The organism is Mesorhizobium sp. M8A.F.Ca.ET.207.01.1.1, assembly GCF_004794715.1.
Classification (GTDB): Bacteria; Pseudomonadota; Alphaproteobacteria; order Rhizobiales; family Rhizobiaceae; genus Mesorhizobium.
Genome location: NZ_SRUS01000003.1, coordinates 300,422 through 314,007, shown reverse-complemented (window position 1 = coordinate 314,007; position 13,586 = coordinate 300,422). Strand labels below are relative to the sequence as shown.

The following is a 13,586-nucleotide window of genomic DNA, read 5'->3' as shown; positions in this document are numbered from 1 at the left end:
TTATGCCGCCTTGCGGCCGCGCGCGGCAAGCCACGCCTCGGTCAACTGTTCGAAGCGCAAGGCCATGTCGGCGACGGCCTCGTCATCGGACATTTTGCCGGCCAGCCACTGTTCGGCCGCGTGGACGAAGATGGTGCGGCCGACGGCAAAGCCCTTGACGATGGGCGCCTTGGCGGTGGCGGCAAAAGCCGCCTCCAGCTCGTCCTGCGGCGCTTCCAGACCAAGCAGCACGATGCCACGGCACCAGGGATCGTGCTTCAGGATCACCGCCTCGATCTTGGCCCAGGCGCCGCTTGACGCCTGCGGCTCGAGCTTCCACCAGTCCGGCTTGATGCCGAGCGCATAGAGTTCCTCCAGCGCGCGCGGGATCGTCGTGTCGTCGAGCTTGCCATGCTTGCCGGCGATGATCTCGATGAGAAGTTCCCGGCCGACCTTGCGCGCGGCCTCGAACAGCGCGCGCAGCTTCTGCTGCTGTTCTTCCTTGAGTTCCGCCGGATCGTCAGGGTGGTAGAAGCACAGGCACTTGATGCAGTGATCGACGGGCCATTCGGTGAGCTGCGAGCCGATATCCTGCGAGAATTCGAAGCGCAGCGGCCGCGAGCCCGGCAATTCCACCGGCCGGCCCAGCCAGGCAAAGGGATGCCTGGCGAATTCGAACATCGCCTCGCGGCCATGCTTCTCGTCGATCAGCATGCCGTAGCCGTCGCGGCCGGCAGCGACCTTGGCCGCCGCCTTGACCGCCAGCACCTTGAAATCGCGGATGCGCACTGGATTGGCGCCGGTCTTGGCCGCCACATCCTCGAGCTGCACACGGTGGTCGCAGGCGAGCGCCATCAGTGAAGGAATGTCGCGCCGGCGGGTGGTTGCCCAATGGATGTGGTTGATCGCCTCGTCCTTGCGCAGTGCGCGATGCTTGCTGCCGTTCTTGAGGAAGAACTGCAGCTCTTCGAAGGTCGGATATTCCGGCGCGCAGAGCAGCCGCGACACGGCGAAGGCGCCGCAGGCGTTGGCCCAGGTCGCCGCGGTTTTGAAGCTTTCACCGCCGAGCCAGCCGCGAAGCAAACCGGACATGAAGGCGTCACCGGCGCCCAGCACATTGTAGATCTCGATCGGGAACCCTTCGCCGACGATGCCGTCCTCGAGATCGTCGCTGATCGGCCCGTCATAGACGATGCAGCCCATGGCGCCGCGCTTCAAGACGATGGTCGCCGGGGACAGGGCGCGGATCGTCTTCAGCGCGCTCAGGCAGTCGTCGGCGCCGGACGCGATCATGATCTCTTCCTCAGTGCCGACGATGAGGTCGCAATCGGGCAGCACCGTCTTCAACTGGGCCGAGACCCGGTCCGACTTGACGTAGCGCTCGAAACCTTCGGCGTGACCGGCGAGACCCCACAGGTTCGGCCGATAGTCGATGTCGAAGACCACCTTGCCGCCCTTGGCCTTCATGATGCGGATCGCCTTGCGCTGGGCGGCGTCGCTGTTGGGGCGGGAAAAATGCGTGCCGGTGACGACGATGGCGCGGGCCGAGGCAATAAACGCCTCGTCGATATCCTCTTCCGAAAGCGCCATGTCGGCGCAGTCGGAGCGGTAGAAGATCATCGGCGAAACGCCTTCGCTCTCGACCGAAAGCAGCACAAGCGCGGTCAACCGTTCCTTGTCGGTCTTCAGCCCGTCGGTGTTGACGCCTTCGCGTTTCAGCTGCTCGCGGATGAAGCGGCCCATCTGCTCGTCGCCGACGCGCGTCAGCAGCGCCGAGCGCAGGCCGAGCCGCGCCGTGCCGACCGAAATGTTGGCCGGGCAGCCGCCGACCGACTTGGCGAAGGAAGTGATATCCTCGAGCCGCGAGCCGATCTGCTGACCATAGAGGTCGACGGAAGCGCGACCGATGGTGATGACATCGAGCGGCGCCTGTCTTGCGTCCACGGCTTCGCTCATTGGAACCTCCCGTCGGTCTTGTCGTCATGGACAACATTATTGGGTAACACGCGCGAGCGGCAGCGTGGCGCCAGCAATATGAAATAATAATTCCAATCCATAGTCAATATGGAATGAGCATTCCCTAGCCTAAAATTGCCTTGTTGGATGTCTGGTCAAGCCTTGCGCTTGCGGCTCGCGTCACGCCGCTTCTCGCCGACGCCGACGGTCAGCGCCATGGCCAGCGCCATTGTCGCCGACAGCGAACGGAAACCGGCGAAATCCGCCTCGGCCACCTCGAACCAGACCCTGGCGAACTGGGCCAGCGGCGAGAATGAGCTGTCGGTGATGGCAACGATCGGTACGCCCTGCTCGGAAATGCTGCGCGCTTCCTCGATCGTGGCCGGTGCGTAGGGCGAGAAGCTGATGGCGATGACGGCGTCCGCCGGCGTGGCGAAGCCGACCATCTCGGCATTCAGGCCGGCAGCCGATTCGATCAGCTGGTTGCGGATCTTCAGCTTGCCCAGCGCGTAGGCGATATAGCTCGCCACCGGATAGGAGCGCCGCTTGGCCAAGACATAGATGGTCTGCGCCTTTGCCAGCAGCGAGATAGCGTCTTCCAGATGCGCGTCGTCCAGTGTGCGGGAAATGTCGTTGAGCGAGGTGCTGGCGGCGGCAATGAAACCGTCGAAGATCGCCCGGTGGCCGGCGCCGCCCTCGGCCTTGGCGCGTAGCGCCTGCAGCCGCTCGTCATAGGAGGAGTTGCGCTCGCGCAACCGCTCGCGGAACACCTGCTGCAGGCTGGTAAAGCCGTCGAAACCGAGTTGCTGGGCAAAGCGGATCAGGGTCGAGGGCTGCACACCGGCCGAAGCGGCGATGCTGGCGGCGGTGCCAAACGCGATGTCGTCCGGATTGTCGAGCGCATAGGCGGCGATCTGGGCGATGCGCTTGGGCAGGCTCTCGCGCCGGTCCAGAATGGTGGCGCGCAGCGTCTCGAAGTCGCGAGGTACCTGTTCGTCCATCGTCTCCGCCCAAGCCTGTCTGGAGGCTCTCTGTGCCCCATCATAGCGGGCCTGCGCAAGAACGCCATAAAAAATGAGGCAGACATTCCATTTCCGGAGAAAATGGACTAATTCATCCATCCATCGCTCAGGCAGTGGAGAAAGTTGGATGGTCGGCGTAGGTCTTATCGGTACGGGTTTCATGGGCAAGTGCCACGCCATCGCGTGGAGCGCAGTGGGAGCCGTCTTCCCCGATGCGACCAAGCCGCGGCTCGTCCATCTCGGCGAGGTCAGCGAGGACCTTGCCAGGCGCAAGGCCGGCGAGTTCGGCTTTGCCAAGGCGTCCGGCGACTGGCGTGCCGTCGTCAACGATCCGGAGGTCGACGTCGTCTCGCTGACGACGCCCAACCAGTTTCATCCGGAAATGGCCATCGCCATCCTCGAAGCCGGCAAGCATCTGTGGTGCGAAAAGCCGATGGCGCCGAGCTTCGCCGAGGCCGAGGCAATGGCGGCCGCCGCCAAGACATCAGGCAAGATTGCCGCGCTTGGTTACAATTACACCCAGAGCCCGGCCATCCGTCACATCGGCGCGCTGCTCGACGAGAAGATCATCGGCGAGGTCAACCATCTGCGCATCGAGATGGACGAGGATTTCATGGCCGATCCCGAGGCGCCGTTCTTCTGGAAGCACGAAGCGACTTCCGGCTATGGCGCGCTCGACGATTTCGCCGTGCATCCGCTGTCGCTGGTCACGGCGTTGTTCGGCCGCGTCGCCAGCGTCATCTGCGACATGGCCAAGCCCTATGCCGACCGCAAGCTGTCGGCGGGCGGGCGCCGCGCGGTCGAGACCTACGATATCGCCAGCGTGCTGATGCATCTGGAAAACGGCATTGCCGGAACGCTGCAGGTCAACCGCTCGGCCTGGGGCCGCAAGGGCCGCATCGCCATCCAGATCTTCGGCTCGAAAGGGTCGATCCTGTTCGACCAGGAGCGGATGAACGAGTTCCAGCTCTATCTCACGTCCGACCGACCGACCGAACAGGGCTATCGCACCGTCCTGGTGGCGCCGCAGCACAAGCCCTATGACCTTTTCGTGCCGGCGCCGGGTCACAGCCTCGGCTTCAACGATCTCAAGATCATCGAGTGCCATGAACTGCTGGCGCGGCTGGCCGGCAAGCCGGCCCGGCTTATCGAGTTCGCCGAAGGGCTGGAGATCGAGCGCACCGTGCACGCGATGGCGCGTTCGCATGCGGAAAGGCGCTGGGTGGATGTAAGGTAAAAGTCAGACGCCTATGGCCGCGTTCGTCTCCCAGCCATTGACCCAGATTTGCCGCAAGCGGTCGCCTTCGCCCTTGAAGCGTAACCCGGTCGGCTGGCAGTCCTCGATGCGGTCGCTGCGGAAATTGCGGATCGCCTGGCGCAGCTCGCACCAGGCGACGATGTTGGCGGTTTCGGCGTAGTAGATCAGCGCGATCGGGCGGATGAGCCGCTCGGAGGCACGGCCCATCTCGTCGCGATAGGAGAGGTCGAGCTTTTCCTCGTCGCGGATGGCGCGGCGCACCAGCGCCAGGTCGATCGTGCCGGCGGCGGGCGCGGCAAAGCCCCAGGCATGCAGCGCATTGGCGTCGAGCGTCTGGCGCAAGGGCGGCGGCACCGCGCCGGCGATCTTGGCGCTAACGCGCTTGGCCGCCTGCTTGAGCTCGTCGTCTCCCGTGCGCTCGAGCAGCGCCAGTGACAACACGATCGCCTCCATCTCCTCGATCGAGAACATCAGCGGCGGCAGGTCGAATCCGGGGCGCAGGATATAGCCGATGCCACGGCCGCCCTCGATCGGGACACGCATGGCCTGCAGCGCGGCGATGTCGCGGTAGATCGAGCGTATCGTCACTTCCAGTTGCCCGGCAATCATTGCCGCCGTCACCGGCTGCCTGGCCAGCCGCAGGATCTGGATGATCCCGAACAGGCGCGAGGCCTTGCGCATTTTTCTCACCGGCTGCGATCACAACTGACACACCATCGTCAGTTGGCTCGATCTATAGGATCGCCCATCGGCTTGAAAATCAACAATTCCTTGGCGGCACGCCCCCAAGAGGCGACAGGCAACTGACATGAGCTACGCGGAAAATCTCTGGCTTTTCTTTCTTCTCCTGTTCGGCATCATCGCCGTTCCAGGCATGGACATGCTGTTCGTGCTCGCCAACGCGCTTACCGGCGGACGCGACAGGGGGCTGGCGGCGACCGGCGGCATCATGGTCGGCGGCATGGTGCACACGCTGAACGGCGCTGTCGGCGTCGGCCTGCTCATGCATTTCGTGCCGATCCTGTTCAAGCCGCTGCTGATCGCCGGCGCCGCCTACATGGCCTATATCGGCATCACGCTGATGCGCAGCTCCATCACCGTCGGCCATGAGGGGCCGGCCGGCAGCCGTTCCGCATGGAAGCTTTTCGCCAGGGTTTCGTGACCTGCCTGATCAATCCGAAGGCCTATCTCTTCGTCCTGGCCGTCTACCCGCAGTTCCTGAAACCGCACTACGGTCCAATCTGGATGCAGGCGACGATCATGGGCCTGCTGACCGTGCTGACGCAGGCCGCGATCTATGGCGGGCTGGCCATTTCTGCCGGCCGCAGCCGCAGCCTTCTGATCGCCAATCCGCGGGCGACGGTTCTTGCCGGGCGCGCCGCCGGGCTGCTGCTGTTCGCGGTCTCGGTCTTCACCGCATGGGAGGGGCTGAGGGCGGCGTAAGTCCCGGCGCCGCCCTTCCCGCATCGCCATCGTGTCAGGCGGCCCCTTGCCGGCTGTCCAGCATGGCGCGTCGCGCCGAGCGGCGCCATTCGACCGCACCGGCAAGCCCGTGCAGCACGGTCTCGGTGGTCGCCCAGTCGATGCAGCCATCGGTGATGCTCTGTCCGTAGACCAGCGGCTTGCCGGGCACGACATCCTGCCGGCCGGCGACGAGATTGCTTTCGATCATGACGCCGATGATGCGCTCGTCGCCCGCCGCCACCTGGCCCGCCACGTCCGCCGCCACCTTCGGCTGGTTCTCGGGCTTCTTGCCGGAGTTGGCGTGGCTGACGTCGATCATCAGGCGCGGCGCGATGCCGATGCGGGCGAGTTCCACCGAGGCGGCCTCGACGCTTGCCGTGTCATAGTTCGGCTGAACACCGCCGCGCAGGATGACATGGCAATCCTCGTTTCCGGTCGTTGCCGCAATCGCGCTGCGTCCGCCCTTGGTCACCGCCATGAAATGATGCGGCTGGGCGGCCGACTTCACCGCCTCGCCGGCGATCCTGAGATTGCCGTCGGTGCCGTTCTTGAAGCCGACCGGGCAGGACAGGCCCGAGGCCAGTTCGCGATGGATCTGGCTTTCGGTCGTGCGCGCGCCGATGGCGCCCCAGGCGACGAGGTCGGCAATGTATTGCGGCGTCGTCATGTCGAGGAATTCGGTCGCCGCCGGCAGGCCGAGATTGTTGACGGCGGAAAGCACATTGCGCGCCATCCGCAGCCCCTTGTCGATGTTGAAGCTGCCGTCGAGGTCGGGATCGTTGATCAGGCCTTTCCAGCCGACGGTCGTGCGCGGCTTTTCGAAATAGACCCGCATGACGATCTCGAGCCGGTCGGCCAGGGCCTCGCGCAGCGCCGCCAGACGGCTGGCATAGTCAACGGCCGCAACCGGATCGTGAATGGAACAAGGGCCGACGATGACAACAAGTCGATCGTCGGCCCCTGTCAGGATGGAGTGGATGGCGTTGCGCGAGGCGGCAACGGTGCGTGTCGCCGTGAGTGAGCGCGGTATCTCGCGCATCACCTCTTCCGGCGTGCTCAGCAGTCTAAGTTCCTTGACCCGAAGGTCGTCTGTAGTGGTCAACACGGCTTTCTGCTCCTGTTTGGGAACCTGCCGGCTGAAACAAAAAAGCCGCCAGGTCTGGCGGCTTGTCGGACTGTTTGCTGCAATCTTCAGATCGAGCGCAATCCTCCCGCCGCCAGCGAGCTGCTAAAGTACCAATAGGTGGCGGACAGGTGGATCATGCCGCTCATATAGTCGAAGCGGCGGCGTTTGTCGATGGGGCGATGAGGGTCAGGTGGCGAAACCGTCGATGACAGCACCCCTCTCCCCGTCCCTATACGGGGAGAGGATGCCGGCAGGCAGGTGAGGGGCGGCGCCTACGTCGGAGAGACAAGCGAGGTGGCAGGGTATGGACCGGTAACTGTCAAAGTCGGTGCTGCCTCTCATTGCCCTGCCGGGCATTTCTCCCCGTATAGTGACGGGGAGAAAGGGCCAGCCGCAACGTCGGCACTATTCCGGCGACGAGCCGGCGATGCTCTGGTCGTAGTCGACCAGCGATCCGGTCATGACGCCCGATTGCGGGCTGACCATGTAGCTGATCAGCCGCGCGAGCTGGCCCGGCTTCACCAACTGGCCCATCGGCTGGGCCGCTTCGGCCTTCGCCAGCCAGTCGTCGGGCGCGCCGTGCCATTTCTTCTGCACGATGTCCTCGCCCTCGGTGTCCATCCAGCCGGGCAGCACGGCGTTGCAGCGGATGCGGTTGAAGCGATAGGCGTTGGCGACGTTCTTGGTCAGCGTCATCAGCGCGCCCTTGCTGGTCGAATAGGGCGTCAGGAAGGACTGGCCGGTATGCGCCGACATCGACAGCACGTTGACGATCGAGCCGGGTGCCTTTTTCTCCAGCAGATGCGCCACCACGCCCTGCATCAGGAAGAAGGGGCCGCGCACATTGGTGTCGAAGATCTGGTCGAAAAGCTCTTCTGATGTCTCGACCAGCGAGCCGCGCGCCGAGGTGGCGGCGGCGTTGACCAGCGCGTTGATCGTACCGAAATGCGAGAGCGCGGTGGCGACCGCGCGCTTGCACTCGGCCACCTTGGAAACGTCGGCGCTTATGAAGATGGCGTCGACGCCCGACTTCTCGAGGATGGCGACCGCCTTGTCGCCCTTCTCCTGTGAGCGGCCGATGAGCGCCAGCGCCCGGCAGCCCTCGTCGGCGAGTGCCTCGGCGACGGCGAAGCCGATGCCTTGCGCACCGCCGGTGACGATGGCGCGTGTCTGTGAATTACGATCGGTGCTCATTGCTCTGCTCCTGGGTTCTTGACTGCCAACAGTTTCATGAGATTCATTGAGGTTTCTTCGGTGCCTTATCGCAACGTTGGGAAACTTGGTCGAAGCATCCCCAACGTCGTCATCCTAGGGCGAAGCAGGAGCGAAGCTCCGTCGCGGAGACCCTAGGATCCATTCCGTGACCTCTGCCGAAGAACGCAGCGGACCAAAATTCTGAACCGTTGGAGCCGCTTCTATGTAACGGAATGGATCCTCGGGTCTGCGCCGCGTCGCTTCGCTCCTTGCTTCGCCCGTGGATGACGACATGATGGATGTTACGGCTAGTCATAAAGCCCTGTAGATCGACGACCTTACTGTCTAGCCTAGGCGCACTGTCTTGCCTGTCGTCGCCGATTTCAGCGCCGCGTCCGCCAGCTTCAGTGCCACAAGGCCATCGGCGCCGCTTGGCGCTGCCTTCTTGCCCTTTGTCGCCGCCGTGATGAAGGCAGCAATCTCATTGGCATAAGCGTCGAGATAGCGGGTCATGAAAAAGTCGTGCAGCGGCGGGCGCGTATAGCCCTTCTCATTGGCCAACTCGATCGACACCGGGCGCTGGTTTTCGGCAGCTATCATGCCTTTCGAGCCATGCACCTCGATGCGCTGGTCGTAGCCATAGGTGGCGCGGCGCGAATTCGAGATGACCGCCTGCTTGCCCGATGCGGTTTCGAGGATGACGCTGACCGAGTCGAAATCGCCGGCTTCGCCGATCTTCTTGTCGACCAGCACCGAGGCATGGGCGCTGACCGCCACCGGCTCCTCGCCGAGCAGGAAGCGCGCCATGTCGAAATCATGGATGGTCATGTCGCGGAAAATGCCGCCGGAGCGCGCGATGTAGTCGAGCGGCGGGGCGCCGGGATCACGCGAGGTGATGGTGACCATTTCGACCGTGCCGATGGCGCCGTCGTCAATCGCCTTGCGCACGGCGGCGAAATGCGGGTCGAAGCGCCTGTTGAAGCCGACCATCAGCGTCGCCTTGGCCTTGTCGACCACGGCCAGGCACTTCTCGACGCGCTTGACGTCGAGATCGATCGGCTTCTCGCAGAAGATCGCCTTACCGGCCTTGGCGAAGCGCTCGATCAGATCGGCATGCGTGTCGGTCGGCGTGCAGATGACGACCGCGTCGATGTCTTTCGATTTTTCGATGGCGTCGATGGTACGCACCTCGGCGCCATAGGCGCTCGCCAGTTCGCTTGCCGCCTTTTCGAAGGCGTCGGCAACGGCGACCAGTTTTGCCTGGGGGTTGGAACCCACGGCGCGGGCGTGGACCTTGCCGATGCGGCCGGCACCAAGGAGGGCGAAGCGAACAGTCATGGAAATTTTCCTCTAGGGGATGGTTCGAAGCGGGGCGCCGGTCATGGGCGCTGGATGATTTTCCGGTCAAGACAAATCGACGGGAAGGCGATGACCATCGCCGCCGCGCCCGGCCCTTAGGCCGCGAGTTCCGCCTCCCCGGTCTTGGCGCCGGTGATGTAGGAGACGATGTCCTGCCCGTCGGTATTCTCCTTGCGCAGATTGGCAACGATGCGGCCGCGCCGGAACACGACGATACGGTCGCAGAGGTCGAACACCTGGCGCATGTTGTGGCTGATCAGGATCAGCGGCTCGCCATTGTCCTTCAGCGTGCGGATGATGTTTTCGACCTGCGCCGTCTCCTGCACGCCAAGGGCCGCCGTCGGCTCGTCCATGATGATCAGCTTGGAGGCAAAGGTGGCCGTCCTGGCGATCGCCACGCATTGGCGCTGGCCGCCCGACATGTGGCGGATGGTGTTGGACAAATTGGGAATTTTCACCGCGGTGCGGACTAGAGCCGCCTCGGTCGCCTTGCGCATGTATTTGCGGTCGAGGATCGAGAATGGCCCCAGATTGAACAGCACCTTTTCGCGGCCGAGGAACAGGTTGGACGGCACGTCGAGATCGTCGGCCAGCGCCAGGTTCTGGAACACCGTCTCGATACCCGCCTCGCGCGCCTCGATCGGGCCGGCGAAATTCACTTCCTTGCCGTCAAACCAGACCTGGCCGCTCGTCCGCTGCTCGACGGCGGTGATCTGGCGCACGAAGGTCGACTTGCCGGCGCCGTTGTCGCCCATGATGGCGACATGCTCACCCTTGCGCAGCTCGAAATTGGCGCCTTCAAGTGCATGCACGCCGCCATAGCGCTTGGTGAGGTTTTCGGTCTTCAGGACGATGTCTGACATGGTCAAGCCCTCAATGCCCGCATGCGCTGGCGCCACTGGTCGAGAACGACCGCGCCGACGATGATCACGCCCTTGACCATCTCCTGGTAGTAGGCGTCGAGGCGCAGGAAGGTGAAGCCGGAGATGATGACGCCGAAGATGAGCGCGCCGATCACCGTGCCGATGATGGAGCCACGGCCACCCGACAGCGAGACGCCGCCGATGACCGCCATGGCGATGGCGTCGAGTTCGTACATCACGCCCATGCCGGCCTGGGCGGTGAGGTTCTTGGAGGAGAGCACCACGGCGGCGAGCGCGGCGAGAATGCCGGCGATGACATAGACGAGGATCTTGTGGTTGGCGATCTTGATGCCGGACATGCGCGCGGCATCCTCGTTGGAGCCGATCGCGTAACAGTGCTTGCCGTATCGGGTATAGGTCATGATGAGCTGGAACAGCGCGGCCAGCGACAGGAAGATGATGACCGGCATCAGGCCCTTGCCTATTGCCGCGAAACTGTCTGTCGGGAATGATATCGGCTGCCCCTTCGACCACCATTTGGCGATGCCGCGCGCGGTGACCATCATGCCGAGCGTGGCGATGAAGGGCGGGATGCGCGTGTAAGCGATCAGGGCGCCGTTGACGAGGCCGGCGAGCAGGCCGCAGCCGATCGCCACCAGCACCGGGACGATCACCGGCAGGTCGGTCCAGCCCTGCGCCAGGAACATCGCCTTGGGATTGGGATTGCCGTTGACGGTCGCGACCTGGGCGAAGCTCATGGCGATCATGGCGGTCGCGCCGACGATCGAGCCCGAGGACAGGTCGATGCCGCCGGTGATGATCACTTGCGTGACGCCAATGGCGATGATGCCGACGATCGACACCTGCAGGATGATGATCTGCAGCCGCGCCTCGTTGAAGATGCCGGAGACGTCGCTGCGGGTGTTGAACAGGAAGCTGTCGCCGAGAAAGATCCGGCCGATCAGCTCGAAGATGACGACGAGGATGACGAGCGCCAGGAAGACGTTGAATTCGGCCGGCCATGTACGCTTCCTGGCGTCATAGCCGACGCCGCCGACGCCGTGAGATGTCTGTGCCAATCTTCTATCCTCCGTCAGCCGCGGTCGTTCCTCGAGCACCTTTCAGGCGCCGAGGGGGAAGAGGAGCGGCGCTGCCTTTACGCGAGAGCGCCGCTCCGTATGTCCGCGGCTCAGTTCTTCTTCAAGAACTTGTCGATGTTCGCAGGCGTGACCAGCTGGAACGGGACATAGACCTTGTGTTCGACCTTCTCGCCCTTGGCGAGCTTCAGCGCCGCATCCAGCGCGCCCGCGCCCTGGCCGGCTGCATCCTGGAACACGGTGGCATCGAGGTCGCCCGCCTGCATGGCGGCAAGCGCGTCCTGGGTGGCGTCGACGCCGCCGACGACAACCGACTTCATGTCGATGTTGGCGGCCTTCATCGCCTGGATGGCACCGATGGCGCTTTCGTCATTGTTGGCGATGACGCCGTCGAACTTCTTGCCGGTCGACAGCCAGTTGGTCATCAGGTTCTGCGCCTGGTCGCGATCCCAGTTCGAGGTCTGCTTGTCGATGATCTTGATGAAGCTGCAGTCCGGGGTGGCGATGACATCGTCGATGTCCTTGGTGCGCTGCACGGCGGCCTGGTTGGAAAGCTCGCCCATGATGACATAGACATTGGCTTCCTTCTTGCCGGCTTCCTTGAACAGGCGGCAGACTTCCTTGGTTTCGAGCGTGCCGGAATCGGCCTCATTGGAAGCGACGAAGGCCTGGTTGTCGGGCAACGTGTCGACATTGACCGGCTGGCGGTTGACATAGACCAGCGGGATCTTGGCCGCGGCGGCCGCATCCGACATTGCCTGCGTGGCCGAGGTGTCGACCGGGTTGACGATGATGGCGTCGACGCCCGAAGCGGCGAAGTTCTTGATCTGGTCGAGTTGCTTGGCGACGTCGTTCTGCGCGTCCTCGACCTGCAGCTCGACGCCACTCATGCCCTTGGCCTGCTCGATCATGCCGTTGCGCAGCACGGTAAGGAAATTGTCGTCGAACTTGGCCATCGAGACGCCGATCTTGGCGGCCATGGCCGATGAACTCATCAGCGCCGCGAAGGCGACGCCCAAAAGCAGTTTCTTCATTTTAATCTCTCCTCCACTTTGGTGTCCGGTTGCACCGATTTCTCCGGAATCCCCGATCTCCCCGGGGAATCTCTCCCGATTGTCTTCTCCCCGGTGGCGCCTGCCGTTTGCTGGAACGCCAAAGCCTCTGTTTGAAACAGATGTTCCCGGAACGTAAGGACCAAAATACATCACTGATGAAATATTTATTCCATTTCGTCGGGAGGCGTCAAGGGCGATTCCAAAACCGGACGTGCGATTTTGGCGGACGCGTCGACGGTGTGCGGATGCTGCCGGAAGAATGCCGCTGGCTTGGCGGCGGAGCAGACAGGCGCACGCCCGGCGCCGGCGGCGAGGCCTATGGCATCAGCGCCAGGTCCGTTCCCTGGATGCCGTCGACAGGCGATGGCAGTTCAGAAATGCCAGATGTCTCTCTGCAGCAAGAGATCGAGCGGCGCTCTCCAGACCCTGTATCCCGCCGCCTGCCTCACCTGCTGTTCGACGCTGAGCTTGCCGCTGACATCGAAGAAAACTCCAATTCGCCTTCCGGCGTGAAGCTTTGTTCCGGTGGTGGTGTAATTGCGGATAGGCAGCTGCTGGCGGCTGATCGTTCGCCCATCCTGTGATAGCGCGACGCCGATGCAGAATTGTTCCGGGGTATGCAAACGCACGATTTCACTGACTCTCTCGCTGGCGGCGTATGCTCGCTCCAGCGCGGGAATGTTGTTATGATGAACGCCAAGGACGCCGCTCGCCCACATGGTTTCATCTCCGGTCAGGATGTGGCCTCCAATTGAGAGCCCTTTGCCTTCGAGCGCTCGATAAGGGGCCTTTGGGCGCCCTTCGCACCGCCACATTATCGAGGACAACGCTGTAATTCGCCTGAAACATCGCGATATGTCGCCGGTCGGATACATGTCCGTGTCCATGAAGAACAGGCGCTCGCAACGCCGCAGCAAATCGACGATGCCGGCTGCCTTGATGCCAAACCTGTATCGATTGCCGAAGGACATCTCGGCCTTTCTCTCGGCCGTTAGCTCGATCGTTTCGATAGGATAGCCGTCGAAAATGGAGGGCCTGTCGGTCAGGACCATGACCCTGGCATCCGGGCAATAGTAAAGCAGGCGAAGGGCGCTGAAGAGCGCGCCACGCGCATAGAGCTCGTCGCTCCCAAAAGCGATGTACCCAAACCCATCTCCGCCCATCGGGCATGTATATATTAGCAATCATTAATGCGTCAAATTTGGATGCCCCC

The 13,586-nt window shown here is 63.2% G+C and carries 11 protein-coding genes and 1 pseudogene; 2 read left to right on the top strand and 10 right to left on the bottom strand.

Annotation, left to right across the window (positions count from 1 at the left end; all coding sequences use genetic code 11):
* Together iolC and EN850_RS10195 are read right to left on the bottom strand one after the other, a co-directional pair.
* Entirely contained in the window at window positions 1–1,935 is a 1,935-nt protein-coding gene (gene iolC, locus EN850_RS10200) for a 5-dehydro-2-deoxygluconokinase (RefSeq protein WP_136091158.1), read from the bottom strand.
* Between the two features lie 155 nt (window positions 1,936–2,090).
* Entirely contained in the window at window positions 2,091–2,936 is an 846-nt protein-coding gene (locus EN850_RS10195; protein WP_127280184.1) for a MurR/RpiR family transcriptional regulator, read from the bottom strand.
* A 148-nt stretch (window positions 2,937–3,084) separates the two neighbouring features.
* Between EN850_RS10195 and EN850_RS10190 the strand changes: the two genes are divergently transcribed.
* Window positions 3,085–4,194 carry a Gfo/Idh/MocA family oxidoreductase gene (locus EN850_RS10190; protein ID WP_136091157.1) on the top strand — a complete coding sequence of 370 codons (1,110 nt, stop codon included), beginning with the start codon at window positions 3,085–3,087 and terminating at the stop codon, window positions 4,192–4,194.
* 3 nt (window positions 4,195–4,197) lie between these two features.
* Here EN850_RS10190 and EN850_RS10185 read toward each other — a convergent pair whose 3' ends face one another.
* A complete protein-coding gene (locus tag EN850_RS10185) occupies window positions 4,198–4,896 on the bottom strand; it encodes a YafY family protein (RefSeq protein ID WP_136091156.1) in 699 nt (232 codons plus the stop codon).
* 127 nt (window positions 4,897–5,023) lie between these two features.
* Between EN850_RS10185 and EN850_RS10180 the strand changes: the two are divergent.
* Window positions 5,024–5,658, top strand: a pseudogene (locus EN850_RS10180) (LysE family translocator).
* 34 nt (window positions 5,659–5,692) lie between these two features.
* Here the strand turns inward: EN850_RS10180 and EN850_RS10175 are convergent.
* The 7 genes from EN850_RS10175 to EN850_RS10145 all read right to left on the bottom strand — a co-directional run bounded on the left by EN850_RS10175 (window position 5,693) and on the right by EN850_RS10145 (window position 13,425).
* A complete protein-coding gene (locus EN850_RS10175) occupies window positions 5,693–6,784 on the bottom strand; it encodes a 3-deoxy-7-phosphoheptulonate synthase (RefSeq protein ID WP_136091155.1) in 1,092 nt (363 codons plus the stop codon).
* Between the two features lie 426 nt (window positions 6,785–7,210).
* Window positions 7,211–7,999 carry an SDR family oxidoreductase gene (locus EN850_RS10170; RefSeq protein WP_136091154.1) on the bottom strand — a complete coding sequence of 263 codons (789 nt, stop codon included), beginning with the start codon at window positions 7,997–7,999 and terminating at the stop codon, window positions 7,211–7,213.
* A gap of 345 nt (window positions 8,000–8,344) precedes the next feature.
* A complete protein-coding gene (iolG, locus tag EN850_RS10165) occupies window positions 8,345–9,337 on the bottom strand; it encodes an inositol 2-dehydrogenase (RefSeq protein WP_136091153.1) in 993 nt (330 codons plus the stop codon).
* Between the two features lie 116 nt (window positions 9,338–9,453).
* The gene (locus EN850_RS10160) at window positions 9,454–10,221 is read right to left on the bottom strand and encodes an ATP-binding cassette domain-containing protein (protein ID WP_023772158.1); all 768 of its coding nucleotides are present in this window, start codon (window positions 10,219–10,221) and stop codon (window positions 9,454–9,456) included.
* Between the two features lie 2 nt (window positions 10,222–10,223).
* Entirely contained in the window at window positions 10,224–11,300 is a 1,077-nt protein-coding gene (locus EN850_RS10155; protein WP_135883870.1) for an ABC transporter permease, read from the bottom strand.
* Window positions 11,301–11,410: 110 nt separating this feature from the next.
* Window positions 11,411–12,352, bottom strand: a complete 942-nt coding sequence (locus EN850_RS10150) for a sugar ABC transporter substrate-binding protein (protein ID WP_015314570.1) — start codon at window positions 12,350–12,352, stop codon at window positions 11,411–11,413.
* 392 nt (window positions 12,353–12,744) lie between these two features.
* Entirely contained in the window at window positions 12,745–13,425 is a 681-nt protein-coding gene (locus EN850_RS10145; RefSeq protein WP_246689170.1) for a hypothetical protein, read from the bottom strand.
* Between the last annotated feature and the right edge of the window lie 161 nt (window positions 13,426–13,586).

Coding starts and splice junctions, on each gene's coding strand:
- EN850_RS10150 (WP_015314570.1), bottom strand. CDS start 12,352: ATGAAGAAACTGCTTTTGGGCGTCGCCTTCGCGGCGCTGATGAGTTCA.
- iolG (WP_136091153.1), bottom strand. CDS start 9,337: ATGACTGTTCGCTTCGCCCTCCTTGGTGCCGGCCGCATCGGCAAGGTC.
- EN850_RS10190 (WP_136091157.1), top strand. CDS start 3,085: ATGGTCGGCGTAGGTCTTATCGGTACGGGTTTCATGGGCAAGTGCCAC.
- iolC (WP_136091158.1), bottom strand. CDS start 1,935: ATGAGCGAAGCCGTGGACGCAAGACAGGCGCCGCTCGATGTCATCACC.
- EN850_RS10195 (WP_127280184.1), bottom strand. CDS start 2,936: ATGGACGAACAGGTACCTCGCGACTTCGAGACGCTGCGCGCCACCATT.
- EN850_RS10170 (WP_136091154.1), bottom strand. CDS start 7,999: ATGAGCACCGATCGTAATTCACAGACACGCGCCATCGTCACCGGCGGT.
- EN850_RS10145 (WP_246689170.1), bottom strand. CDS start 13,425: ATGGTCCTGACCGACAGGCCCTCCATTTTCGACGGCTATCCTATCGAA.
- EN850_RS10185 (WP_136091156.1), bottom strand. CDS start 4,896: ATGCGCAAGGCCTCGCGCCTGTTCGGGATCATCCAGATCCTGCGGCTG.
- EN850_RS10160 (WP_023772158.1), bottom strand. CDS start 10,221: ATGTCAGACATCGTCCTGAAGACCGAAAACCTCACCAAGCGCTATGGC.